Annotated in this window: 21 protein-coding genes; 7 read left to right on the plus strand and 14 right to left on the minus strand. The window is 70.9% G+C overall.

The genetic code is table 11. The annotated features are described in order from the left end of the window. Nucleotides 1-22: 22 nt before the first annotated feature. The 13 genes from ACWCQS_RS35645 to ACWCQS_RS35705 all read right to left on the minus strand — a co-directional run bounded on the left by ACWCQS_RS35645 (nucleotide 23) and on the right by ACWCQS_RS35705 (nucleotide 14,267). Nucleotides 23-511, minus strand: a complete 489-nt coding sequence (locus tag ACWCQS_RS35645; protein ID WP_451008309.1) for a hypothetical protein — start codon at nucleotides 509-511, stop codon at nucleotides 23-25. Beyond that, complete coding sequence (locus ACWCQS_RS35650; RefSeq protein WP_451008310.1) at nucleotides 508-1,782, minus strand: MCE family protein; 1,275 nt, start codon at nucleotides 1,780-1,782, stop codon at nucleotides 508-510. Before ACWCQS_RS35650 ends, ACWCQS_RS35645 begins: the two co-directional genes overlap by 4 nt. Further along, nucleotides 1,779-3,062, minus strand: coding sequence for an MCE family protein (locus ACWCQS_RS35655; protein WP_451008311.1), 1,284 nt, complete (start codon nucleotides 3,060-3,062; stop codon nucleotides 1,779-1,781). The genes ACWCQS_RS35650 and ACWCQS_RS35655 overlap by 4 nt, the downstream gene beginning before the upstream one ends. Then, complete coding sequence (locus ACWCQS_RS35660; RefSeq protein WP_451008312.1) at nucleotides 3,059-4,177, minus strand: MCE family protein; 1,119 nt, start codon at nucleotides 4,175-4,177, stop codon at nucleotides 3,059-3,061. Before ACWCQS_RS35660 ends, ACWCQS_RS35655 begins: the two co-directional genes overlap by 4 nt. Continuing rightward, entirely contained in the window at nucleotides 4,174-5,175 is a 1,002-nt protein-coding gene (locus tag ACWCQS_RS35665; protein WP_451008357.1) for an MCE family protein, read from the minus strand. Before ACWCQS_RS35665 ends, ACWCQS_RS35660 begins: the two co-directional genes overlap by 4 nt. Nucleotides 5,176-5,417: 242 nt before the next feature. Then, nucleotides 5,418-6,458 (minus strand): MCE family protein, encoded by a 1,041-nt coding sequence (locus tag ACWCQS_RS35670; protein ID WP_451008313.1) that lies wholly within the window; start codon nucleotides 6,456-6,458, stop codon nucleotides 5,418-5,420. Next, a complete protein-coding gene (locus ACWCQS_RS35675; protein ID WP_451008314.1) occupies nucleotides 6,455-7,711 on the minus strand; it encodes an MCE family protein in 1,257 nt (418 codons plus the stop codon). Before ACWCQS_RS35675 ends, ACWCQS_RS35670 begins: the two co-directional genes overlap by 4 nt. A gap of 4 nt (nucleotides 7,712-7,715) precedes the next feature. After that, the gene (locus ACWCQS_RS35680; RefSeq protein ID WP_450983947.1) at nucleotides 7,716-8,531 is read right to left on the minus strand and encodes an MlaE family ABC transporter permease; all 816 of its coding nucleotides are present in this window, start codon (nucleotides 8,529-8,531) and stop codon (nucleotides 7,716-7,718) included. 3 nt (nucleotides 8,532-8,534) lie between these two features. Then, complete coding sequence (locus tag ACWCQS_RS35685) at nucleotides 8,535-9,305, minus strand: MlaE family ABC transporter permease (protein WP_023545776.1); 771 nt, start codon at nucleotides 9,303-9,305, stop codon at nucleotides 8,535-8,537. Then, nucleotides 9,302-10,231, minus strand: a complete 930-nt coding sequence (locus ACWCQS_RS35690; RefSeq protein WP_451008315.1) for an ABC transporter ATP-binding protein — start codon at nucleotides 10,229-10,231, stop codon at nucleotides 9,302-9,304. The genes ACWCQS_RS35685 and ACWCQS_RS35690 overlap by 4 nt, the downstream gene beginning before the upstream one ends. A 380-nt stretch (nucleotides 10,232-10,611) precedes the next feature. Then, a complete protein-coding gene (locus ACWCQS_RS35695; protein ID WP_451008316.1) occupies nucleotides 10,612-11,670 on the minus strand; it encodes a sigma-70 family RNA polymerase sigma factor in 1,059 nt (352 codons plus the stop codon). A gap of 53 nt (nucleotides 11,671-11,723) precedes the next feature. Beyond that, entirely contained in the window at nucleotides 11,724-12,812 is a 1,089-nt protein-coding gene (locus tag ACWCQS_RS35700; RefSeq protein WP_451008317.1) for a lytic transglycosylase domain-containing protein, read from the minus strand. 138 nt (nucleotides 12,813-12,950) lie between these two features. Beyond that, entirely contained in the window at nucleotides 12,951-14,267 is a 1,317-nt protein-coding gene (locus tag ACWCQS_RS35705; protein WP_451008318.1) for a hypothetical protein, read from the minus strand. Between the two features lie 596 nt (nucleotides 14,268-14,863). Here ACWCQS_RS35705 and ACWCQS_RS35710 point away from each other — a divergent pair. The 3 genes from ACWCQS_RS35710 to ACWCQS_RS35720 all read left to right on the plus strand — a co-directional run bounded on the left by ACWCQS_RS35710 (nucleotide 14,864) and on the right by ACWCQS_RS35720 (nucleotide 20,585). Then, entirely contained in the window at nucleotides 14,864-17,383 is a 2,520-nt protein-coding gene (locus tag ACWCQS_RS35710; RefSeq protein ID WP_451008319.1) for a transglycosylase domain-containing protein, read from the plus strand. Nucleotides 17,384-17,488: 105 nt separating this feature from the next. Beyond that, the gene (locus tag ACWCQS_RS35715) at nucleotides 17,489-18,301 is read left to right on the plus strand and encodes a COG4705 family protein (protein ID WP_451008320.1); all 813 of its coding nucleotides are present in this window, start codon (nucleotides 17,489-17,491) and stop codon (nucleotides 18,299-18,301) included. A gap of 76 nt (nucleotides 18,302-18,377) precedes the next feature. Then, nucleotides 18,378-20,585, plus strand: coding sequence for a bifunctional glycosyltransferase/CDP-glycerol:glycerophosphate glycerophosphotransferase (locus ACWCQS_RS35720; RefSeq protein WP_451008321.1), 2,208 nt, complete (start codon nucleotides 18,378-18,380; stop codon nucleotides 20,583-20,585). Nucleotides 20,586-20,597: 12 nt separating this feature from the next. Here ACWCQS_RS35720 and ACWCQS_RS35725 read toward each other — a convergent pair whose 3' ends face one another. Continuing rightward, a complete protein-coding gene (locus tag ACWCQS_RS35725) occupies nucleotides 20,598-22,211 on the minus strand; it encodes a glycosyltransferase family 2 protein (protein WP_451008322.1) in 1,614 nt (537 codons plus the stop codon). Between the two features lie 240 nt (nucleotides 22,212-22,451). On the opposite strand from ACWCQS_RS35725, the gene ACWCQS_RS35730 reads away from it, so the two are divergent. The 4 genes from ACWCQS_RS35730 to uraD all read left to right on the plus strand — a co-directional run bounded on the left by ACWCQS_RS35730 (nucleotide 22,452) and on the right by uraD (nucleotide 25,170). Then, nucleotides 22,452-23,657, plus strand: coding sequence for a COG4705 family protein (locus ACWCQS_RS35730; RefSeq protein ID WP_451008323.1), 1,206 nt, complete (start codon nucleotides 22,452-22,454; stop codon nucleotides 23,655-23,657). 260 nt (nucleotides 23,658-23,917) lie between these two features. Beyond that, the gene (locus ACWCQS_RS35735) at nucleotides 23,918-24,166 is read left to right on the plus strand and encodes a hypothetical protein (protein WP_451008324.1); all 249 of its coding nucleotides are present in this window, start codon (nucleotides 23,918-23,920) and stop codon (nucleotides 24,164-24,166) included. Beyond that, a complete protein-coding gene (locus ACWCQS_RS35740) occupies nucleotides 24,163-24,531 on the plus strand; it encodes a helix-turn-helix domain-containing protein (protein WP_451008325.1) in 369 nt (122 codons plus the stop codon). The genes ACWCQS_RS35735 and ACWCQS_RS35740 overlap by 4 nt, the downstream gene beginning before the upstream one ends. A gap of 126 nt (nucleotides 24,532-24,657) precedes the next feature. Next, the gene (gene uraD, locus ACWCQS_RS35745; protein WP_451008326.1) at nucleotides 24,658-25,170 is read left to right on the plus strand and encodes a 2-oxo-4-hydroxy-4-carboxy-5-ureidoimidazoline decarboxylase; all 513 of its coding nucleotides are present in this window, start codon (nucleotides 24,658-24,660) and stop codon (nucleotides 25,168-25,170) included. Nucleotides 25,171-25,173: the final 3 nt, after the last annotated feature.

Raw genomic sequence — 25,173 nt, forward strand, 5'->3', positions numbered from 1 at the left:
CACTGATGGCCTCACCGGCGGGTCAGCCCACGAACGTGACGTCGGAGGTCAGCCAGCGGTCGCCGACCCGCACGAGGTCGAGCTGGAGCCGGTAGGTGCGCGCCTGGCCCTCGGGCGCGGCGGTGTTGGTCACCTTGCTGTCGGCCACGACCAGCACCCGCGCCGAGCGCGCGTCGGACCGCACGATGCCCGCATCCAGCACCTGCCCCTCGGACACCGACTTGTTCTGCGCGACCAGCTTCGTCAACTGGGCTGTCTGCGCCGCGAACTGCTTCTTGAAGTCGCCGGTGGCACCCTCCAGCACAGTGCGGCTGTCCTGGTCGTAGTGCCGGTAGTCGAGCGAGGTGAAGTTCAGCGCCGACTGGCGGGCCGCCGCCAGGACCTCCTGGCGGCGCTGCTCCGTCCCGCGCTGGTCGGCCAGCTTCAGGCCCAGCCAGACGCAGAGCACGGTCGTCAGCACGGTCGCGGCGACAAGGCCGGCCGACAGCAGCCGCAGGCGCCCCCCTGTCATGCCATCGGTCCCGCGAGCAGCCATTGCCACGACTCCTTTCCGAACACGCTCTGTTCGCCGCCCGCCGAGCCGATCTCGACGGGCGTTCCGTCCGGGCCGGTCAGGGTGCCGGTCTCCGGGTCGTACGGGGCCACGAACGCGGCCTGGTTCGCGCCGTCCGCGCCGGTCGTCGCGCCGGGGGCGTTCTGCGCACCGCGCACCGAGGTCTTGCTCCCACGCGGCGCCGTGCAACGGGCGTCGGTGTTCGCCGGGCGCGGGCCGGTGTCGGCCGGGTCGCGGCGCTGGGTGCCGTAGCCCTGGGTGCAGGCGGGCGGGTCGTCGGCGTTCACGGTCAGCCCGAAGTGGGTGGTGCCGTCGCCCGGGATCACCGTGTAGCTGCCCGCCACGGTGAGCGGGAGCGTGACCAGGGCCTGCTCGACGCCGGGCAGCCGGGCCACGGTGATCTGGCCGCCGCTGATGAGATTGGCCAGCAGGACCGGCACGTGCGGCCGGGTGGACTTCAGCAGGGAGTCCAGCTCCTGCGTGGCGGGCACCGTGTTGCCGATCAGCCGGCGCAGATCGCCGTCGCTCGACTTCAGCTGCGCGGTGAGCCTGGCCAGGTCACGGGAGAACGACTTGATGGCCGAGCCCTGGTCGGCCTGGGTCTTCAGCACCTTCCGCGAGTCCTCGATCAACGAGACGGTCTGCGGGAGCGATGCGGACGCCGACTCCACCAGGGAGTTGCCGGAGTCGACCAGACGGCTCAGGTTCGGCCCGGTGCCGGCGAACGCCTTGCCCAACTCGTCGACGGTGACCCGCAGATCGTCCTTGCCGACCGAGTTGACGAGCCGGTCGAGGCTGAGGACCAGGTCGGTGACCGGCAGCGGGGTCCGGGTGCGGCTGCGTGGGATCGGGCTGCCGTCGATGAGGTACGGCCCGCCCGACCCGCGCGGCTGGAGGTCGACGTACTGCTCGCCCACCGCCGAACGGTCGGCGATCACCGCGAGCGTGTCGGCCGGGATCCTCGGGGCACCGTCCTCGATCTTCAGCGCCACCGAGACCCCGGACCCGTTCAGCCGCAGGTCGCCCACGCGGCCCACCGGCACCCCGCGGTAGGTGACCTCCGCGCCGGGGAACACGCCCCCGGACTCGGCGAAGTCGGCGCGCACGGTGTACCCACGGCGCAGCACGTCGTCCACCAGACCCGTGTACCGGGCGCCGACGTACGACACCCCGAGGGCGGTGACGGTCGCGAAGGCGAGCAACTGGGCCCTGACCGTACGTGTGATCACGGCAGTATCCCCTTCAGCATCAGCTCGGCCAGGCCGAGGTCGATCCCGGGTGGGAGGCGACGTGAGCCGTCCCCCGTGCCGTAGGCCGCGGTGCACACCGGCGGACACAGCAGGGTGCTGCCGCCGGAGGGCTTCGAGGGCACGGCAGGGGCGGAGGGCACGGACGGGGTGGACGGGAGGGACGGGGTGCCCGGCAGGGACGGCAGGGGGACCGGCGTGGGGACACCCGGAAGACGCGGGGTCCCGGGCGTCGGCGTGCTCCTGCCCTTGCCGGGCTTGCCGTTGAGGTTGCCGTAGATGCCCGCCAGGTCGAGGTCGGCGGTGATCCTCAGGTTGACGTAGTCGCCCTTGACCGCGTCCGTGGCGTTGCGCGGGAACGGATACGTGGTCAGCAGTTCGAGGGAGTTGGGCAGGTCGTCGCCCGCCTTGTTCAGCTCCTGCAGGATGGGTTGCAGATTTCTCAGGTCGGCGACGGTGTCGGCGTGGGAGGCGTTTATCACCTTGGTGCCGGTCGTGCCGAGCCGGGACAGTGCGGTGAGCATCTTCGTCAGGTCGCGGCGCTGGTCGGCGAGGGCCTTCAGGGCCGGCGGCATGGTGTCGACGGCGAGGGCGATCGTCTTCTTCTCCTTCTTCAGCCGCTCGGCGAGCCGGTCGACACCCTTGAGCGCGCGCACGATCTCGCCCCGCTGGTCGTCGAGGCCGCCGAGGAAGGTGTCGAGCTGCTTCAGCAGCGACCTGACCCGGTCCTCACGGCCGTTCAGGGCCTTGTTCAGCTCTACGGTGATCGTCTTCAGCTGGGCCACCCCGCCGCCGTTGAGCAGCGCGGACAGGGCGGACAGCACCTCCTCGACCTCCGCGTTGCGGCCGCTGCGGGAGAGCGGGATGCGGTCGCCGTCGCGGAGCCGTCCGACGGGTGGCGTGCCGGCCGGCGCGGACAGGGCCACGTACTTCTCGCCGAGCATGCTGGTCTGCCGCAGGTCGGCGACCGCGTTGCCGGGCAGCTTCACCGAGTCGGCGATCCTGAGCCGCACGCGCGCGTGCCAGCCGTCCAGCTCCACCTTCTCGACCGCGCCCACGGTGACGTTGTTCACCTTCACCGCCGACTGCGGCACCAGGTCCAGGACGTCCCGGAAGTCGACGGTGACGTGGTAGGCGTGGCCGTCCGAGGCGGCGCCGCCGGGGAGCGGGACGTCGTACCAGCCGTTGAACTCGCAGCCGGTCAGGAGCAGCGAGCCGACCGCGGCCCAGGCGGCCACCCGCCCCAAGCGCCGCGCGCTCATGCCCGGGCCCCCAGGATTCCGCCGAGGGTCTTGTCGACCGTGCCCGTCACCGCAGGGGCCGACGGCACCTCGGGCAGGGACTGGAAGAGCTTCTTCAGGTCCGTGCAGTCGGGGTTCTTGCCGCCCTCGTCCCCGGTCGTCCGCAGGATCGAGCAGAGCAGGGACGCGGGGTCCTGCGGGGCCTGCGCGTTGTTGCGGGTGTCGAGGGTGCCGGCCGCGGGGTTGTAGGCGTTCTGCAGGTTCGACAGGCCGGTGGGCGCGACGGTCAACAGCTCCTCCAGTGCGGCCCGTTGGGTGACGAGCACCTTGGTGACCCTGGCCAGGCCCCGTACGTCCGAGGTCAGCGCCTTCTTGTTGCCCTTCACGAAGCCGGAGACGTCGCCGAGGGCGGCGGCCAGGTACTTCAGCGCGGCCGCGAGATCCTTGCGCTCCCCGGCCAGCTGCCCGGCCACGTCGGCGAGGTCGGTGTCGAAGGACCGCACGCTGGTGTCGTCCGCCGCCAGTGCGGCCGTGAACACCTGCAGGTTCCGCACGGTCCCGAACAGGTCGCCGCGCCCGTCGGACAGCGTGGTGACCGCCTGGGAGAGGTCCCCGACCGTCTGGTTCAGGTTCTCGCCCTGCCCCCGGAGGTTGTCGGCGCTCACCCCCAGCAGCCGGGACAGCGAGCCCTTCTTGTTGGCGCCGTCCGGCCCGAGTGCCTCCGCCGTGGTGTGCAGGCTGTCGAAGATCCGGTCCAGCTCGACGGGAACGGCCGTACGGGACTCGGGGATGACGTCGCCGTCCCGCATGACCGGGCCCTTCCGGTACACCGGCAGCAGCTGCACATAACGGTCGCTGACCACCGAGGAGTTGACGATGGCGGCCTGGGCGTTCGCGGGGACCCTGCGGCCCCGGTCGTACTCCAGCTCCACCCTCACCCGGCCGCCCTCCGGCGTGATCTTCCTGACCTCGCCGATGCGGACACCGAGCACGCGGACGTCGGAGCCGGGGTAGATGCCGACGGTGCGCGGGAAGTACGCCGTGACCCGGACGGGGTCGGGGCCGGGCCACAGGAGCACGGCGAGGCCTGCGACGACCGCGAGCGCGGTGAACAGGGCCAGGAGCCTGCGGGTCATCGGGTGCCTCCTGTCCGTGGCGTGACCGGGGCGGCGACCAGGTTCTGGACGTAGGAGTCGAACCAGCGGCCGTTGCCGAGGGTGTTGGTGAACAGACGTACGTACGGCGCGAGGAGCTGGACGCTGCGGTCGAGGCTCGCCTGGTTGCGTTCGAGCATCTTCACGAAGGTGTCGAGGTTCTTCAGGGCGGGTCCGATGTCCTTGCTGTTGTCGTCGACCAGGCCGGACAGCTCGATGCCCAGCAGGGCGGAGCTCTTGAGCAGGTCGTGGATCGCCGTGCGGCGCCGGCCGATCTCCTTGAAGAGCGCGTCGCCGTCCTTCACCAGCGCCGAGAAGTCCTTGGTGTGGCCGGCCAGCACCTTGGTGACCCCGTTCGCGTGGTCGAGGAGCCCGCGCAACGCCTTGTCACGGGAGGCCACGGTCCGGGAGATCCGCGACAGTCCGTTGATGGACGCCCGCACCTCCGCTGGTGAGTCCTGGAAGGTGACGGAGATCGTGTCCAGCGCCTTCGCGAGCCGGTCCGTGTCGACCTCCTCGGTGGTGGTCGTGAGGTCGCTGAAGGCCTGGACGACGTCGTACGCCGACACCGTCCGCCCGATCGGGATCTCACTGCCCGGCTTCAACTGCCCGGGTCCTCTGGGGGAGAGGGCCAGGTACTTCGCTCCGAGGATCGTCTTGACCCGGATCGACGCGCCCGTGTCGGTGCCGAACGCCGGGTGACCCTTCACCTTGAAGGTGACCTTGACGTGGTCGCCGTCCAGTCCGACGTCCTCGACCTTGCCGACCTTGACTCCGGCGATCCGCACCTCGTCGCCCGGCTTGAGCCCGCCGGCCTCCGAGAAGGCGGCGCTGTAGGTGTCGCCGCCGCCGATCAGCGGCAGGCTGTCGGCGTTGAAGGCGGCGACCGTGAGCAGCGCGAGGACGGTGAGACCGACGGCGCCGACGACGACCGGGTTACGCTCCCGGAAGGGCTTCAGCCGAGGGCGCCCCAGCCGGATCCTGGGCAGCTTCGGTGGCAGGACGCGCACCTTCACCAGGGGCTGGGGACGGGTCTCGCGCTTCGGCAGCCGGGGCAGGAGCCTCGGCAACCGGGGCGGCAGGACGCGCACGTTCACCAGGGACTCGGGGCGCGCCTTGCGCCTCGGCAGCCGGGGCAGGAGCCTCGGCAGTCTCGGTGGCAGGACCCGTACCTTCACCAGCGGTTCGGGGCGGCGGACCCTGCGCCGTGGGACGCGCATGCTCATCCGCCGCACCTCGCCCGTGCCACGTGCAGGTCCGGGGTGATCACCTGCTTCGTCTTCGGCAGCACGATCCGGCCGTCGAAGTCGCAGAGGTAGAAGTTGAACCACGAGCCGTAGGACGCCGTCCCGGTCAGCTTGTTGAGCTTGTTCGGCAGCCGTTTCAGGACACCCTCCACGGTGGTCTCGTTCGTGTTCAGCGTTCCGGTGAGATCGCCGAGACCGGCGATGTCGTCCTTCAGCGGCGGACGTGCGTCCTTCAGCAGCCCCGCCGTGGCGTCCGTGAGATCGCCGATGCTCACCAGGGACTCCCCGATGGGCTTGCGGTCGGCGGACAGCCCCGAGACCACCCGGCGCAACTGCGTGAGCAGATCGGAGAAGCGGGAGCCGCGCTTGTCGAGCGTCTTCAGGACGGTGTTGAGGTTGTCGATCACCGAGCCGATCAGCCGGTCGCGGTCGGCGAGGGTCGTGGTGAGCGAGGCCGTGTGCGCGAGCAGGCTGTTCACCGTGCCGCCCTCGCCCTGGAGGGTCTGGACGATCTCGGTGGCGAGCTGGTTGACGTCGCTCGGGCTGAGCGCCGCGAACAGCGGCTTGAAGCCGTTCAGCAGGGCGTTGAGGTCCAGCGCCGGCTGGGTCCGGGACAGCGGGATGGTGCCGCCGGGCCGCAGCCGCCCGCTGCCGCCGCCGGTGCCCTCGGTCAGCGCGATGTACCGCTGCCCGACCAGGTTGCGGTAGCGGACCACCGCGTGGGTGCCGGCGAACAGCGGCCGGTCGGCGGTGACGGTGAACGTGACCTCGGCCAGGGTCCGGTCCTTGATCCGGATGCCCTCGACCTGGCCGACCCGCACTCCGGCCACCCGGATGTCGTCGCCCGTCTCCAGCCCGGTGACGTCGGAGAACACCGCGTGGTAGGTGTCCTTCGGGGTGAAGGAGATGTTGACGATGGTGGCGGCGAGCAGCGCCGTCGCCGCGATGGTGACCAGCGCGAAGAGGCTGAACTTGATCAGTGGGCCGGCGGTCTGCCGGGCTCCTGCCCTGCTCATGCGACGCTCACCGCCGTTCCGCGCGCGAGCGGCCCGAACAGCAGGGTCGCGACGGGCGGCACCTGGTCCGCGGGGACGCCCATGACGGGGGCCACGAGCGAGCCGACGGCCCGCTGCTCGGCCGCGGTGGCGGACATGTCGACACCTCCGGGGAGTGGGCCGCCCGAACTCCGGGCGGACGTACCGTCGTTCAGATGAGGCTTGGGCCCGGGCACCGGCGGATCCGGCAGCCCACGGCAGTTCGGGCCGGACCGCTCCCCGTACACCGGCTCCTCACCGGGCCGGTACGCGCCCTGCGGCCGGACGGCCTCCAGGGTGATCCGCATCTCCCCGCCCCGGAACGCGTCCTCCGACGCCTGCTCCTGCCGGACCAGGCCCTTCAGCAGGCACGGGTACTCGGGGGAGTAGCGGGCGAACAGTTGCAGCGTGGGGCGGGAGACCCGGCCCAGGGTGATCAGCCGGTCGCCGTTCTCGGACAGGAAGTCGTCCGCCGTGCCCGCCAGGGCAGCGGTCGAGCGGAGGCCCGCGGCCAGCTGGTCCTTCTTCTCGACGATCGTCCGGCTGGTGGTGACCGTGTTGCGCAGGATCCGCATCAGGTCGGGTGCGGCGTCGCCGTAGACCTCGGCGACGTCGGCGAAACGCGAGATGTCCTCCTTGAGCGACGGCAGGTGTGGGTTGAGGCGGCGCAGATAGCCCTCGACCCGGGAGAGGTTGTCGCCGATCCGGTCGCCGCGGCCCTCCAGCGCGGTGGCGAACGCCGAGAGAGTGGCATTGAGTTCACCGGGCCGGACGGTCCGCAGCAGCGGCAGCAGGTCGTTCATCAGCTGCTGCACCTCGATGCCGACCTTCGTGCGGTCCTGGGTGATGACGTCCCCGGCGCGGATGGGCCGGGCCGACGACTGCGCAGAACGGGCGGGCGCCACGAGGTCGACGTACTTCTCGCCGAACAGGGTCTTCGGCAGCAGCCGCGCATGCACGTCCGAGGGGATGTACGGGACGTACTGCGGCTTGATCGCGATGTCTAGGGTCGCCTTCGTGCCGTCGGCGTGCACCTCGCGCACCTCGCCGACCAGTACCCCGCGCAGCTTGACGTCGGCGCGCGGATCGAGCTGGTTGCCGAGGCTGTCCGCCTCCAGGGTGATCGGTACGACGGGCGTGAACGCCTGCTGGTAGACGGCCACCGCGAGCGAGAGCAGCGACGCGAGGACGGCGATGAACGCGATGCCGTACAGCCTGAGTCTCAGATGCCTCACCGGTTCACCCCGCGATCCGTACGGTCGTGTTGGCGCCCCAGATCGCGAGGCTCAGGAAGAAGTCCAGGACGTTGATGGCGACGATGGACGTCCGCACCGCGCGGCCCACCGCGACGCCGACGCCCGCCGGGCCGCCGCTCGCGTGGTAGCCGTAGTAGCAGTGCACCAGGATGATCAGCACGGCGAAGACGATCACCTTGCCGAAGGACCAGAGCACGTCCACCGGCGGCAGGTACTGCTGGAAGTAGTGGTCGTAGGTGCCCGTCGACTGCCCGTAGTAGCCGGTGGTGATGGTGCGCGCGGCGAAGTAGGACGACAGCAGCCCGATCACGTACAGCGGGATCACCGCGACGAAGCCGGCGATCATCCGGGTCGTCACCAGGAACGGCAGCGACGGCACGCCCATCACCTCCAGCGCGTCGGTCTCCTCGCTGATCCGCATCGCGCCGAGCTGCGCGGTGAACCCGGCGCCGACCGTCGCGGACAGGGCGAGTCCGGCCACCAGCGGGGCGATCTCCCGGGTGTTGAAGTACGCCGACAGGAACGCCACGAAGTTGGAGGTGCCGAGCTGGTTCAGGGCCGCGTAGCCCTGGAGGCCGACCTCGGTGCCGGTGAAGAAGGACAGGAAGGCGATCACGCCGACCGTGCCCCCGACGACGGCGAGCGCACCGCGCCCGAAGCTGACCTCGGCGAGCAGCCGCAGGATCTCCTTCTTGTAGCGGCGCAGGGTGCGGCCGGTCCACGCGAGCGAGCGGCCGTAGAAGGAGAGTTGGGTGCCCAGCTCTTCGAGTGAGCGCAAGGGGCGGTCGAGAAGTCTCATCGGCTAACCCCTCTGCGGGACGACCTGGAAGTACACGGCGGTCATCACGAAGTTGGTCACGAACAGCAACATGAAGGTGATGACCACGGACTGGTTGACGGCGTCGCCGACGCCCTTCGGGCCGCCCTTCGCCGTCAGCCCCTTGTACGAGGCGACGATCGCCGCGATGGCGCCGAACACCAGCGCCTTGATCTCGGCCGCCCACAGGTCGGACAGCTGGGCGAGGGTGGTGAAGGACGCCAGATAGGCGCCGGGGGTGCCGTGCTGGAGGATGACGTTGAAGAAATAGCCGCCCGCGACGCCGACCACCGAGACGAGGCCGTTGAGGAGCACGGCCACGACCATGGACGCCAGCACACGCGGAACGACGAGCCGGTGGATCGGGTCGATGCCGAGCACCTGCATCGCGTCGATCTCGTCCCGGATCTTCCGCGCCCCGAGATCCGCGCAGATCGCGGTACCGCCCGCGCCCGCGATCAGCAGCGCGGTGACGATCGGCGAGGCCTCGCGCAGCACGGCGAGCACGGACGCGGCACCCGAGAACGACTGGGCGCCGAGCTGCCGGGTCAGGCTGCCGATCTGCAGCGCGATGACCGCCCCGAAGGGGATCGAGACCAGCGCCGTCGGCAGGATCGTCACGCTCGCCACGAACCACGCCTGCTGGATGAACTCCCGTGCCTGGAAGGGCCGTCGGGGCAGCGTGCGGACGACGTCCAGCGCCATCGCGAACAGGTTGCCGGAGTGCCTGAGCGCACCCGTCGGGGAGAGGCTCATCCGCCTGTCACCCCCGTCCCGTGCAGCTCGGCCTCCCGGCGCGCGATCGCCTCCCAGCGGGGCGGGCGGGCGATGCCGGGGCTCGGCAGCAGGCGGGGAGTCAGGCCCTCGGCCGACCCGCCCTCGTCCATCTGGGCCAGCTCCTGCTCGACCTGGGCCGCGTCCTTCTCCTCCGCCATGCCGATCGGCCCCTGCATCCGGCCGTTCAGGAACTGCCGTACGACCGGCTCGTCGCTGGTCAGCAGCTGCTCGCGGGGCCCGAACATGACCAGTTCGCGCCGGAAGAGCAGCCCGATGTTGTCGGGGACCTGCCGGGCGGAGGCGATGTCGTGGGTGACGATCAGGAAGGTGGCGTCGGTCTGTGCGTTGAGGTCCACGATGAGCTGGTTGAGATAGGCCACACGCACCGGGTCCAGACCCGAGTCCGGCTCGTCGAACAGGATGATCTCCGGATCGAGGACCAGGGCGCGGGCGAGCCCGGCCCGCTTGCGCATACCGCCGGAGATCTCGCCGGGCAGCTTCTTCTCGGCGCCGATCAGCCCGACCATCTCCATCTTCCCGAGCACGATCCGCCTGATCTCGCTCTCGGACTTGCGGGTGTGCTCGCGCAGCGGAAAGGCGATGTTGTCGTACAGGTCCATGGAGCCGAACAGCGCGCCGTCCTGGAACAGCACACCGAACAACTTCCGCACCTCGTACAGGTCGCGTTCGCGCAGCCGGGTGACGTCCCGGCCCGCGACTCGCACCGAGCCGTGCTCAGGCTTCAGCAGCCCGACGAGCGTCTTGAGGAACACCGACTTGCCCGTCCCGGAGGGCCCGAGCATCACCGAGACCTCCCCGGCGGGCAGCGTCAGCGAGACGTCCTCCCAGATGACCTGGTGACCGAAGGACTTGCTCAGCCCTTCCACACAGATCTCGACACCCATCCGGTTCCACCCTTCGCCCGGGAAGCAGCTGCGACATCTGCTCTACGGGGAGGGGCGGGGCGTCCGTCGCGGCGACCGCGAAATTTTTTCGGGCGCGTGTACGGGTGTTACGGCAGCTGCGGCGACGGCGTGCCTGAGGGTGTCGGGGCGGAGACGGGCAGTGGAGCGGTTGGCGGGGCCGGGGGTGGGGGAGGCGGTGGCGCGGTGGCGGCGGTCTTCGCCGATTTTCTGGGTGTGTGTGGGCTCAGGGCAGCTGTGGCGGCTGTGTGTCTGAGGGTGTCGGGGTGGAGACGGAGGGCGGGGCGGTTGGCGGGTCCGGGGGCAGGGAAGCGATGGCGCGGCGGCGGTCTTCGCCATTTTTGCGGGGGCGTGTGGGGGCGCTACGGCAGCTGTGGCGACGGCGTGCCTGAGGGTGCCGGGGCGGAGACGGGCAGTGGAGCGGTTGGCAGGGCCGGGGGCGGGGGAGGTGACGGCGCTGCGGCGGCGGGGGACTTCGTCGGCAGGTCCGGCACGGTGGGCAGGCCCGGCGCCTGCGGCACCCCGGGCACCCGCGGGATGTGCGGTGTCGGCAGGTCGGGGAGCGGGGACGAGGGCACGGCCGGCAGGGACGGTACGGACACCGGCAGCGGCAGGGCCGTTCCCGCGTTGGGCGAGGGCGTCCGGCCGGCGGCCCCCGACGCTCCGGTCGGCGCCGTGCGCGTCTGCGGGGCGCGTTCCCGGCCCGTGGCCCCGGTCCGCAGGCTCGGGGCGTCGCCGGACACGGCCGGCCGGGGCGCGGGACTGCTGCCGTTTCCGCCCGCGTGGAGCGCGTACGGCAGCACGAGTCCCGCCATCACCAGGGTCGCCGCCGTCGAGGTGGCCGCGACCGCCTGGGCCTTGCCGCTCCCGCGCAGCCGCCCGCGCCCGAACAGGAACAGGACGAGCCCGAGCGTGCCGGCCAGCGAGGCGCGCAGGGTCCGCCGGGCCCGGGCGAGCAGCGACTCGACGGTGCGGTAGCTGAGCCCCATCCGCATCGCGACCTGGCTCACGTCCAGGTCCTCGGACTTCAGCCGCAGCGCCTCCGCCTGCCGCGCGGGCAGCTCCCCGCTGCGCACGGCGAGCCACTTCGCCTCGGCCCGGTCGCACACCACCTCCTCGACCGGCACCGGGCCCGGCGCGACGAGCGTGGGGCGACTGCCCACCTCGGCCTCGCGGTTGACCTGCCGGTACCGGTCGACGCACAACCGCATGGTCACCGTCGTCAGCCAGGCGCCGAGCCGCTCGTCGTCGAGGTCCGGGCGCTCCGCGGCCCGCAGCATCGCCTCGTGCACGGCGTCCTCGGCGTCCTCCAGGCTCATCGAGCGGCGCCGGGCCACCTTGAGCAACTGCTCGCGGTGGCTCCACATGCGCTGCCAGCGCTCGTCGGCGGCAGCTGTGTCCGCAGGCATGTCCGTCGCCATGAGGGCCCCTTTGCGCTCACCCGCCGGTCCGGTGCTCCCGGCGGGTGGCGACATTACCGCCGGGTATCCGCGGTTGTGGAGGGGGCGGCGCCCATCGTGTTCCAGCTGTTGCCCGTGGTCAGTGGGGCTGTGTCGGACAGCACACCGCCGCCGGGCAGAGTGAGGGTCGGTTCGGGGACGGGAACCAGGGGCGTCCCGGACTCCGTTGGGGCACCGGCCGTAGGGGACGGGGCGGGGGAGGGCGAGGCGGGCGGTGCCGACGGCGTGCGCGAAGGACCCGGGCGGCCCGGCCTCCGGTCGTCCGACGGCCTCGGCGAGGGTTTCGGGGCCTTCGGGCGGGACGGCTCCGGCCGGGCCCCGGACTCGGCGGGCGCGTCCGGCACCACCCGGTGTCCCGTCAGGTAGTACGCGTACCAGGCCCGGACCGTGCGCAGATAGGCGTCCGAGTGGTTGTAGCCGAGGATCGCCCGGTCCAGGTCGGCGGGGTTCGACAAATCCCGGCCGCCCGCGCACAGGTAGCGGCCGGCGGCGAGCGCCGCGTCGTATACGTTGTTCGGGTCCGCGCGCCCGTCGCCGTTGCCGTCCGCGCCCCAGCGGGCCCAGGTCGACGGGATGAACTGCATCGGGCCGACCGCACGGTCGTACACCGCGTCCCCGTCGTACGCGCCGCCGTCGGTGTCCGGTACGACGGCGAAGGCGCCGCCGGTCAGCCGGGGACCGAGGACGGGCGTCACGGTCGTACCGTCCGGGGTCACCCGGCCGCCCCGCGCCTGCCCGGACTCCACCTGGCCGATCGCAGCCAGCAGCTGCCAGCGCAGCCGGCAGCCGGGCGCGGTGCGCGCCAGCTCCTCCTCGGCACGCCGGTACGCGTCGAACACGGTCGCGGGCAGGGCGCCGCCCGGCACGGCCTGTGCCGAGGCCCGCTCACGGGTGCGCAGTGGGGGCAGATCGGTGCGGTAGGGCGTGTCACCGGACACGCTGGGCCCCTGCTCGGCGGCGGGTGCCCCCTGCCGCGCGGACTCCGCGACCCGCGCCGACACCGCCCCCGGCGCCTGCGACGCGGTCAGCGCGGCCATCGCCGCCGCTGCGATCGCCGTACCCCTGGCACCCCTCAACACTCCCTTGAGCTCACGCGCTGTCACTGCTCAGTCCCCTCCCCGAACGGATCCGTCGTCCGCTCTACGCGGCCGGACGGCCGGTCCGTCGCACGGAGTGGGCAGAGAGGGAGGAGCGGGGAGACGGCTGGCGTCCGACCGCCGCGCCGCCGCCGTCACCCTCTCTCACCAAGTCCAGCCGTGGCCGCCGCTGTTGTGGGACAGGGCCAGGACGGCGGTGGCCATGGTGAGGTACTCAGTCGCGCGGCCCTGGCTGAACAGGGCCGCCAGGGCCCAGGCGAGAGCCGTGTACCACGGCATCGACCACGGTGCCGCGAGGACCCAGGCGAAGGCCAGCGCGAACGGCAGGGCGGCGACAGCGGGGGCGTCCGGGGCGGCGTGGCGGCGGAGTGCCCACGCCACCGCGAGCATCACCACCGGCCACAGCACGCTGACGAGTGCCGCAGTCGCGCGTGGGCCCAGGACCGCGGTGCCGAACTGGTCGAAGACCGCCCACAAGGAGGGTGTGGAGACCAGTCGGGAGGCCGCGGAGAGCGGGGCCAGTGCGTGCGCGCCGTAGGCCGCGTAGAGCGCGGCCAGGGTCAGTGCGGCCGCGCATGCCTGCCGGGCGGCCGGTCGCCAGGTGCCTGAACGCAGCAGCGGCCAGACCAGCCCGACGCCCAGCAGACAGGCACTGATCTTCGCGCCGCAGGCAAGGCCGGCCAGCATGCCCACGAACAGGTCGTGGTGCCACCGGGTCGTCCTGCGGGCGAGGTGGATCGCGCAGACCGCCAGGCCCGCGACGAGGGTGTCGAGGTGCCCGCCCGCGACCAGCACGGTGATCAGCAGCGGGTTGACGCTCCACAGCAGGCCCGCGCGGACCGGATCGTCGGCGGTACGCAGCAACAGGTACCCGGTAGCCACAAAGACCGCGGCGTTCGCGAGCATCAGCGCCCATATCGTCAGCCACGGCCGCTCCTGGCCGATGAACGCCGCAGCGCCCTGCCACCACGTCGCCACCGGCCCGTACACGGAAGGTGTGTTCCGCCACGCCTTGCTCACCAGGTGGGCGTACGCGCCCCCCAGCCGGGCGGGAGTCGTCACGTACGGGTCACCGCCGAGCGCGGCGATACGGCCGTACGCGGCGTAGCTGGCCATGTCGGAGGAGCCGACCGGGGTGAGGTTGGCGACGGCGAGCGCGGTCAGCGCGCCGAGCCGGAACAGGAGCCGGGCATCAGGTCTCCAGCCCTGCTCATGGGCCTTGAGCATGCCCAGCGAGCCGCAGCAGGACAGCACGATCGCCGCGATCGTGGCCGTCTGGGAGACGGTGTCGGACATGGCGGGCAGCCGGAGCCAGGGGATCGGTGCCCTGAGCGTGTTGTGGTTGGGCGCGCTCGCGCCGACCAGAGCGAACAGTGCGATACCGGCTCCGGCCATCCACACCGCCGGGCGCGGTGTCGGCCGGTCGACGACCATCAACTTCGGTGAGGGAATTCTCCGCATCGGGCCCGTGAGACGCAGAGCCCACTGAACATGGTTGGTCGTCAAGCTCACTCTCCGAGGCGTTGCTTCAGCTCGCGGCGTGGACTACCGTGACCGCCTTGCTCGCGAACTCGCGGCCCTTGCCGCTGCCGGGCATCACGGTCGCCACCACATCGCCGCTCCTCCGGCCGGCACTCCCTTGTCGAGCATGGGACAGCATGGTCGCCACCCGGAACTCACGGGTTGGTTTCCCTCCCCTCATTGTCTACAGTCCGTGTAGACGTCAGCGTGCCGCCGAGTGTGCCACGCCCTCCTGTGCACCACGCAACCCGGTGCGGGGCTCCCCGGTCGTACCGTCGCGGGCTCGGCGCCGTTCGCCACCGCCACAGGCGGTGCGGTCCGAGAGCCTGAAGGCGGGCACTTCGACCGGATCGGCAGCATCGGGTTCAGGTCGGGTGCGGTCGGCGTCCGGCACGCCCCCGCGTCCCGCGCGATTCTCCGCCGTGAGTATGCGGGGCGGGGGCGGTCGCCGGCGTATCGCGCACCCGGCTTACTCTTACAACTTGTAGGAGTTGCCAGGAGCGTCAGCCCGTGTGCCTGGCCGAGGAGTGGCGAGTATGAGTGAACACCGGCGCCGATCGTCGGGGAGGACCGGACCGTCCGGCTCGGACGGCGTGCCGTACGGCGGCCGGGCAGCGGCGCGCAGGGCTGCCCGGGCCGGGGACGGGCGGGGCCGCCGCGCGGCGGACGCGCGACGTCCGGACGACAGACGCTCCGGCCGGGCAGAAATGCGGCGTGCGCAGGCCGGGAACTCCGCCCGGCGCGGTCTCATCGACTACCCGCGGGCGGGCAAGCGTGGCCTGCGGCGGTGGCTGCCGTCGTGGAAGCTGGTGACCGGTACCTTCCTGCTGTTCCTGGCCGGCCTGCTGGGCCTTTTCGGCTACGCCTACGCCACGACGACGGTCCCCAGCGCCAACCCCAGCACCCAGGCGCAGAGCAACACGTACTACTGGTCGGACGGCTCGGTGATGACCACGCAGGGGTCGACCAACCGGCAGAACGTCGACCTCGCCCAGGTCCCGAAGCTGGTGCAGTGGGACTTCCTGGCCGCGGAGAACGCCACCTTCTACACCGACCCCGGCGTCGACATGCAGGGCATGCTCCGCGCCGTCTACCACATGGCGACGGGCGGCGAGGTGCAGTCCGGGTCCACCATCACCCAGCAGTTCGTGAAGAACACCTACCTCAGCCAGGACCAGTCGGTCACCCGCAAGCTCAGGGAGATCATGATCTCCCTGAAGATCGGTGGCCAGATGTCCAAGCAGCAGATACTCCAGGGGTATCTCAACAGCTGCTACTACGGCCGCGACGCGTACGGCATCGAGGCCGCGGCGCGCACCTACTACCACGAGCACGTCTCCCAGCTGACCGTCAGCCAGGGCGCCTTCATCGCCGCCACGGTCAACGAACCGAGCCTGTTGATGCACGCCGACACCGACCCGCAGGCCAAGGCCCAGGCCACGGCGCGCTGGAAGTACGTGCTGGACCGCATGGTCAAGATCAACAAGATCACCAGCGCCCAGGAGCAGCAGTACCTAGCCGCCGGGTTCCCCACGCCCAAGCCCTACACGCCGTCGGCGGGGATGTCCGGGCAGACCGGCTACCTGGTGCAGACCGCGGAGAAGTACGTCGAAGCCCACACGTCCCTCACCGACCAGCAGTTGGGCCATGGCGGATACCAGATCTACACCACCTTCGACAAGAAGAAGGTGAACGCGCTGTCGGCGTCCGTCGCGGCGATGGAGCACAAGCACCTCGACCCGCGACACCGCTCGGCCGACAAGGACGTCCAGGTCGGCGCGGCGTCCATCGATCCCACCACCGGCGCGGTCGTGGCGCTGTACGGCGGCGCGGGCTGGGACAAGGGCCACTGGACGGACAACGCCGACGCCAAAGGTGTGCCGGTCGGCTCCACCTTCAAGCCCATCGACCTGGCCGCCGCCCTCGATCACGGCGCCGTCCTCTCACCCGGGCAGCCCGCCTCACCGATCACCCCCGACTCCAAGTTCAACGGCGACGACGGCATCACCATCAAGAACCAGCAGGGCCAGGAAATGCCGGACTCCGGGGACCCCACCGGACTTCTCCACCAGCGCAACGACGTGCCCACGAAGTGGGGTTACATCACCCTGCGCAAGGCGATGGAGCAGTCGGTCAACACCCCCTACGTCCAGCTCGGCGAGTACGTCGGCTACAGCAACGTGGAGGCCGAGGCCCTCAAGGCGGGTCTGCTGCGCAAGAGCCTTCAGTACGACACTCCGGGCTTCTACATCGGCACCTCCACCCCCTCGGCGATCCGCATGGCCGACGCGTACGCCACCTTCGACGACGAAGGTGTCCAGCACGAGCCGTACTCGGTGACCAAGGTCGTCGCCGACGGCCGGGAGCTGCCCGGGTTCGACGCGCCCAAGGGCACCACGGCCATGCCCGCGTCCACCGCCGACACCGTCACCGACGTCCTGCAAGGGGTCGTGAAGAGCGGAACCGGCACGAACGCCCAGGCCCTGGGCCGCCCGACGGCCGGCAAGACCGGTACGACCGACGACTACAAGTCCGCCTGGTTCATCGGCTACACCCCGCAGCTGACCACGGCCGTCAGCATGTTCAAGGAGGACCCGAAGAAGGCGGGCCTGCAGTCGATGCAGGGCGTCGGCGGCTACTCCAAGGTCTTCGGCGCCGACATGCCCACCGAGGTGTGGACGGGTTACATGACCGCGGCCCTCGAGGGACAGCCCGTACGGCAGTTCCCGCCCGCACCCCGACCGGGCCAGAGCACCGACGAATACGGCGCACCCTCACCCACCCCTTCGGTCACCGTCACCCAGAGCACGCCCGCGGCCACCCCGACCGCACCGGTCACACCGAGCCGCACCACCGGACCGTGTCACGGGCAGAAGAAGCATTGCGTCACCCCGAGTCCGACCGACACCTCCGGCACCACGACCGGCGGCACCACCGGCGGTGCGGGTGACGGCGGGCTGCTCGGCGGCACCACCGGTGGTGGCACCTCACCCACCCCCGCGCCCACGACCAGCCCACCGGCCCAGGCCGGCATCCGCAGGGGTGCGGCGCGCTGATCCCGCTGTAGCGGCCTCGGGCGGGGTTGGGCGAAGCGCGCCGGCAGTCAGGATGCGTTCAGGTGCCCTGTGGCATGGTCGGGCAGTGTGACCTATGAAGTGTCTGTGAGTCAGGCGGTTCCGGGGGCCGGTCGGGCCCTCGCTGCTCGGGGTGGCCTGCGCCGGAACAAGGTGCCCGAGGTCACCGTCCACTTCTGGGTCATCAAGGCGCTGTGCACGACGGTCGGCGAGAGCGCGGCGGACCTGCTGAACGAGAAGGCGGGTCTCGGGCTGACCGGTGTTTCGGTGCTGATGAGTGCCCTGCTGGCCGTCGTCCTGGTGGTCCAGTTCCGCTCCAGTGCCCACCGGCCGGGCGTGTACTGGCTCGCGGTGGCGCTGATCAGCGTCGTCGGCACGCTGATCGGCGACAACCTCACCGACCGCATGGGCGTGCCGCTGGAGACGAGCACCGCGGTCTTCGCCATCGTCCTCGCGGTCGTGTTCGTCGTCTGGTACCGGCGCGAGCGGATCCTGTCCATCCACCACATCGACACCATCGGCCGCGAGTCCTTCTACTGGCCGGCGGTCCTGTTGACCTTCGCCCTCGGCACCGCGGCCGGTGACCTGGTGTCCGAGCGCATAGGCCTCGGCCACTGGCTGTCCGCCGTCCTGTTCGCGGCGGCCATCGCCGCGGTGGCCGTCGCGCACTTCGCGCTGGACCTGGACGCGGTGTGGAGCTTCTGGATCGCCTACATCCTGACCCGCCCGCTGGGCGCGTCGATCGGCGACTACCTCTCCCGGCCCACCGGCGACGGCGGCCTCGCCCTCGGCACCGTCGTGACCGGCGCTCTGTTCCTGGCGGTCATCCTCGGGCTGGTCGTCCACCTCTCCGTCACCCGAAGGGATGTCGCCGAACCGGAGCACCCCGACATCCGCTGAACCCGGGTCCGAGCATGGAACACATACACACCGACACCTGACTGGAGATCATGTGGTGACGACCGACACACCGGCCATGCAACCGTCCGAAGAGGTACTCATCAGTATCGTCCTGCCCGTCTACCAGGTGCAGGAGTATCTGCCGGAGTGCCTCGACTCGGTCCTCGGGGCGTCGCGGTCCCTTCAGGGCATCGAGGTCGTGGCCGTGGACGACTGTTCCCCCGACGCCAGCGGCGCCCTGCTCGACGAGTACGCGGCCCAGGACGAGCGGCTGCGCGTGGTCCACCTGCCGCAGAACGTCGGCCTCGGCCGAGCGCGCGGCGAGGGACTGGCCCGGGCCAGGGGCGAGTACGTGTGGTTCGTCGACAGCGACGACCGGCTGGCCGACGGGGCACTCGCCGCGGTCGCGGAGCGGCTGAAGCGAACCGAGCCCGACGTGCTTCTCGTCGACCACGCCCTCCTCGACCCGGAGGGAGGCATGGAGCGCCATGCGCACGCGCACCTGTTCCGGGACGCCCCCGAGACGTTCACGCTCGCGGAGCGCCCCAGCACCCTGGACCTCATCATGACCGCGTGGAGCAGGGTGCTGCGCCGCGACTTCCTGCTGGGCCTGGACCTGGAGTTCGGGCACGGGTACTACGAGGACATCTCCGTCACCTACCCCGTCCTGCTCGCAGCGCGCCGGCTCAGCATGCTCGACCGGATCTGCTACCACTACCGGCGCGGGCGTGCGGGAGCGATCACCAACACCTCCAGCCCGAAACACTTCGATCTCTTCGGCCAGTACGAGCGGATCTTCGCCTTCATCGACCGCGAGGCCGAGATCGCCGAGCCCTTCCGCAGGGCGGTGTTCGACCGGACCGTACGTCACGCGACGACGGTGCTCGCCGCCCCCGGACTCGTGCCGGAGACCATGCGGCGCGACTTCTTCCGGCAGGCGTCGGAACACTTCCGGAGATTCCGGCCACGTGACTACGCCCACCCGTCCGGGCTGCGCGGCCTGCAGTACCGGCTGGTGGAGCGGGGCGCCTACTCCGCGTACGCGGCCCTGGAACCGGTGAACCGGCTTCGTCTCGCACTTCGTACCGCCCTCGGCCGGGCCCGCCGTACGGCACGGCGGGCACCCCGGCTCGTGGCCACCGCGCTGCGGCGGGCCTACTACCGCGCTTGCCTGCTGCTCCCCGTCGACGACGGCCTTGCCGTCTACGCCGCCTACTGGAACCGCGGTTACGCCTGCAACCCCGCGGCCGTCTTCGAGAAGGCCCGCGAGCTCGCGCCCGGCGTCCGCGGGGTGTGGGTGGTCGCCAAGGACAGGACGGGATCCATCCCGCCGGGGGTCGAGTACGTGGTGGACGGATCGGCACGATGCCTGCGCACCATGGCGCGGGCCAAGTATCTGGTCAACAACGTCAACTTCCCCTACGAGCTGCCCAAGCGGCGCGGCGCGGTGCTGGTGCAGACACAGCACGGCACCCCCCTGAAGAAGATGGGAACCGACCTGCGGGACCACCCCGCAGCCGCACGCGGGATGAACTTCGGCCGGCTGGTGGAGCAGTGCGGGCGATGGGACTTCCTGGTCTCGCCGAACCCGCACACCACCGAGGTGTTCACCAGGGTCTACCCCGGCACCTACGAGGTGCTCGAGACGGGCTATCCGCGCGTCGACCGGCTGGTCGACGCCCCGCTCGACGAGGTGAACCGTGTGCGGGACGAACTGGGCATCGCCCCTGGTCAGACCGCCGTCCTCTATGCGCCCACCCACCGCGACCACCAGGACCAGGCGGCACCCCTGCTCGACGTGCAGCGGTTCGCCGACCAGCTCGGTGACGACCATGTCCTGCTGGTGCGTGCGCACTACTTCGACACCCCTCGGGCCGTTCCGTCGCGGGGCGTCCTGGACGTCTCGTCCCACCCGTCGATCGAAGACCTGTGCCTCGCGGCCGACGCGCTGATCACCGACTACTCGTCCGTGATGTTCGACTACGCCGCCCTGGACCGGCCGATCGTGGTCTACGCGCCCGACTGGGAGACGTACCGCCGCGCACGAGGCGTCTACTTCGACCTCCTCGCCGAGTCGCCCGGAGTGGTCGCCACCACGCAGGAGCAACTCGCCGAGATCTTCCTCAGCGGCGAGTACACGGGGCCGCACATCGCCGAGCGGCGCTCCGGATTCCGGGCACGCTTCTGCCCCTACGACGACGGGCACGCGGCCGAACGCGTGGTGCGCCGTGTCTTCCTGGGCGAGCCGGCCGACAAGAACGAACCAGCAAAGGCGGGCAGTTGACCTCGCCGCCGCTCAGCTCCGCACGCGGCGGGCGACCCGTCCCGCCACCACGCGGCGCACCCCGGAAAGGCCGTCCGCGACGCGCACGGCGAGGCAGCCGCTGTTGGTGGCGTACGGCTGGAGCAGCAGCACCCGTCCCCGACGGCCCATCCGCACCAGCCGTCTGAGGCCGGATCCCGCACGAAGCGGCCTCGTGGCCGACTCGCCGTCCCGGAAGGTCAGCGTCACCCAGGCATCCCAGGTGGTGATCGTGCCGCCCGCACAGAGCGCCGCCACGTCCGCAGCGACGACGGCACGCCAGCCGTGCCCGCCCGGCTCGGCTTCCCACTCGGCCTCGTACCGGTGTGCCGCGCCCGTCACCCGGTGCCGCAACTCGACGGTCGCCCGCTCCGGGCCGGCGTGCGCGGTCCTGCCGTAGAGGTCGGCCAGTCGCAGTTCGAGCACGAGCCGGCGACCCGTACCCACGTTCCCGACGACGTGGAAGGGCAGCAGCGCGACTGGGGCGTCGTCGAGACCGTCGAGCACGATCGCGTCCGCTCCCGCGGGGGCGGAATCCGCCTCGTCCCACAGCGGTCGCCGCGCGTCACCGGCGTACGGCGGCGTCAGCCGCGGCGGGTCGGCCGCCAACTCGGCCAGCCGCCCGATGTCCACGGCGTCCCGCTCGCGTCCGAGCAGCACCTCTGTGCGCCAACGGGCAGCGGGAGTGGCCCGGCGCACGGCCTCCGCGTCGAAGGCGCCCACGTGCTCGCGGGCGATCCGCCACCAGAGGTCCTGGTACTCCGGCGTACGCTGTGGCAGTTCGCTCAGGTAGACGGCGAGATCGAACTCGAGGAATTTCGTCTGCGCGGCGATCAGCAGATCCTGGTCGCCGCCGTCCCGCATGATCTCCAGCACCTGCTGATGGGCGGTGACCCGGTCCTGCCAGTTCTGGATCCGGTCCCGGCGCAGTGAGATCGAGGCCCGGCCGGTGCCATAGCGCACATGCCAGATGTAGACGGTTTCGGGAGTGACGGCGAAGCGCGGTCCGGCCGCGTAGACACGCGCGGTGAACACGAAGTCCTCGTAGTGCGCCGCGCCGTCGGGGAAACGGATCCGCCGGGACAGCAGGAAGTCACGGCGGTAGATCTTGTTCACCGACAGCGTGTCCCACAGGGTCTGCGGGCGCCCGGCCACCCCGTCGTGCACCGACTCCGTCGTGAACAACCGCTCCTGCCAGGGGATCTCACGTCCGCCGGGCAGCTCGCGCCGAACGCACAGACCGGCCGTCACATCGGCGCCATTTCGGCGTGCGACGGCGAGCAGCGTGTCCACGGCCTTCGGCGGAAGCACGTCGTCGCTGTCGAGGAAGACGAGCCACGGGTGGCGGGCCGCGTCGATACCGTCGTTGCGCGGGGTGCCGCAGCCGCCGCTGTTGACCGCGCGGCGTACGACGCGCACGCGCGGCTCGGTGGCTGCGAGCCGTTCCAGTACGTGAGGTGTGTCGTCGGTGGAAGCGTCGTCCACGACGACGACCTCGCCGACCGGATCGCCCTGTGCGAGAGCCGAGGCCACCGCCTCCGCGACGTGCTCCGCGTCGTTGTAGGCGATGACCACCACCGTAACCGCCCCGTCTTGCGCGCTGGACAACTCTGCTCCCGTTCGTGGTCGTGACAGGCACCCTCGCTCCCGGATGACCGGAGCCATGCTGCTCGTGCTGCACGAGTGGGGCGAGTGATACATGGTCGCAGTCAGGATGTGTTCAGGTTGCCGCTGGCACAGTCGGGAGGCAGATGCGAGGGGTGTCCCTCCGTGCTGCCGTCCGTTCCATCCGAGGGATACATGACAACTGCGACGACGCCCGAGAGTCTTCGGACGCCTGCCAGGCACATGCTGAACAAGGTTCCCGAGGTCACGATCTGGTTCTGGATCATCAAGATCCTGTGCACCACGGTCGGCGAAAGCTTCGCCGACTGGATCAATATGAACCTCGGCGTCGGCCTGATCAACACCGCATTGATCTTCACCGTCGTTCTGGCGGGCGTCATGGGCTGGCAGCTCACGACCAAGCGCTACATCCCGTTCGTGTACTGGCTCACCGTCGTGGTGGTGAGCGTGACCGGCACGCTCTACACCGACATCCTCACCGACAGCCAGGGCGTTCCCCTCGCGCTGAGCAGCAGCGTGTTCGCCGTCGTCCTCGCCGTGGTCTTCGGGATCTGGTACGCCCGCGAGCGGACCCTGTCGGTCCACAGCATCACGACCCGTCCCCGTGAACTCTTCTACTGGCTCGCGGTCCTGGTCACCTTTGCCCTCGGCACCGCGACCGGCGACTGGACCCTGGACCTGACCGGCTGGACCCCGGGCGTCTCCGTGCTGCTGCCGCTCGGGTTGATCGTCGCGGTCGTCCTGGCATGGCGCGTCGGCGCCAACGCGGTGCTCTCCTTCTGGCTGGCCTACATCCTCACCCGCCCGCTCGGCGCGAACCTCGGCGACTGGCTCGGCTCGCCCAGCGGCGACGGCGGCCTGGGCCTCGGCACCGCCGTCACCAGCGTGATCTTCCTGGCCGCGATCCTCGCCACCGTCGTGTACCTCACGCTCAGCCGCAGCGATGTCATCGAGACCCAGGACCTGACCCACACCCCGCGGACGCCGAACCCGGCGCGCGAGCGGATCATGCTCGGTTACTACGCCGTCGTAGCGGTCGCCACCGCGGCGCTTCTCATCTGGGCACACCACCAGCCCCACGCGGCCGCGGCCGGCGAGGACGACGCCCCCGCACCTGTGACCGCCCACCTCACCCCGAAGCAGGCGACGTCACCGTTCCCTCCGGCTGAGATCGCGAAGTTCCGCACGATCACGGCTGACACCCTGGCGAAGCTCAATTCGGGCAAGCAGTCCGCCGCGACCACCCGCGTGACCGACCTCGAGACCGCCTGGGACGACGCCCAGCCCACCCTCGAGCCCAAGAGCGAGCAGTCCTGGCACTTCCTCGACGGCGAGATCGACCAGGTCCTGAAGGCGCTGCGCGCCCCGAACCCCGACAAGGCCACCGAGGTCAAGGCACTCAACACCCTCCTCACCTCACTCGGCTGACCGACCACGACGACGGACTGCCCCGACGCACCCCCTGCGCCGGGGCAGTCTGGTTTCCGACGCGCGGTCGTCGTTCTGCTCGGCCGGTTGCGGTCGGCGGATCTCCTTGTTGAGCGCGGAGGCGTGCGCTGGTCGGTTATGGTCGCCTCGTGACGGGCGAACCGGCTCCGTCGCCGTGAAATCGATCGGCCTGCGGTGCATCGTGGTTGTGGGGGAGCTCGGGGTAAAGGCGCAGGTCAGACGGGTGCTTTGGGGGCTTAATGCGATTGAGAGTGGAGTTCACGACCGAGCCCTTCGACCTGGACGAGGCGCCCGCGCATGCGCTGGCGGCCCGCGAGGTGATCGAGGCGGCAGAGCTGGACGCGGTGGACGTCGGTCCCTTCGGCAACACGGCGGAGGGCGGCGCCGACGCGGTGCTGAGCGCCGTGGCGGCGCTGCTGCGCAAGTCCCTGGACGCCGGTGCCACCCGGATCTCGCTGCAGGTCAACGTGATCGGAGCGGGCGAATGACCGGCACCGGTGACGAGCCCTTCATCGCGGCCGTGAAACCGCTGGTCGACGCCATGGGCGGGGAGATGATCCCGCCCGACGAGGCCGGCGCCGAGGACGTCGTCCTCGCCTGGGAGGGCGTCGACGTCGTCGCCGTACGCCTGCCTCAGCTCGCCGACTCCCTCGACCACATCCTGGCCGCCATGGAGCGCAGACAGGGCCGGCCGCTGGCCGACCTGGACCGCAAGGCGAAACAGGAGGTCGTCCGGGTGCTGGAGGCGCGCGGCGCCTTCGCCGTGCGGCACGGCGTGGAAACCGTGGCGAGCGCGCTCGGGGTCAGCCGCTTCACGGTCTACAACTACCTCAACCGGGAGAAGGGCGACTGAGCCGGCGCCACGGGATCCCCAGCGTGCGGCCGAATTTTCAACAAAGTGTTGACGCCGTGTTTCGGAGGGCGTTAGCTGTTCGCAGCCCGTTCAGCACGAAGGCCGAAACCGGCCACGGAGGCTCCCGTGACTTCGACTTCCACGCCCCCGGGCCTGGCCCGGTTCAACGATCTGGAGGAGCGCGCGGCCCTCGCCGCCCTCCATGAGGCGTGTGCCTCCACCGAGTGGGCCCGGCGACTGCTCGCCGCCCGCCCCTACGCCACCCCCGACGCGCTCTACGCCGCCAGCGACGCCGCCATGGCCGCGCTCGGCACCGCGGACCTGGAGGAGGCGATGGCCGGGCACCCGCCGATCGGGCGCCCCAGGCCCGGGGACCCGACCTCCGCACGCGAACAGCGCGGCATGGCCGGAGCGTCCGAGGACCTCAAGGCCGAGATGCTCGAACTCAACCTGGCCTACCAGGAGAGGTTCGGCCATGTGTTCCTGATCTGCGCCACCGGCCGCACCGGTGAGCAGATGCGCGACGCGGTCAAGGAGCGGATCGGCAACGCCCCGGAGCAGGAGCGGGAGATCGTCCGCACCGAGCTGGGCAAGATCAACCGCATCCGACTGGCCCGACTCGTCGAAGAGGACGCCTGACAC

It is taken from the genome of Streptomyces sp. NPDC002076 (genome assembly GCF_053593835.1).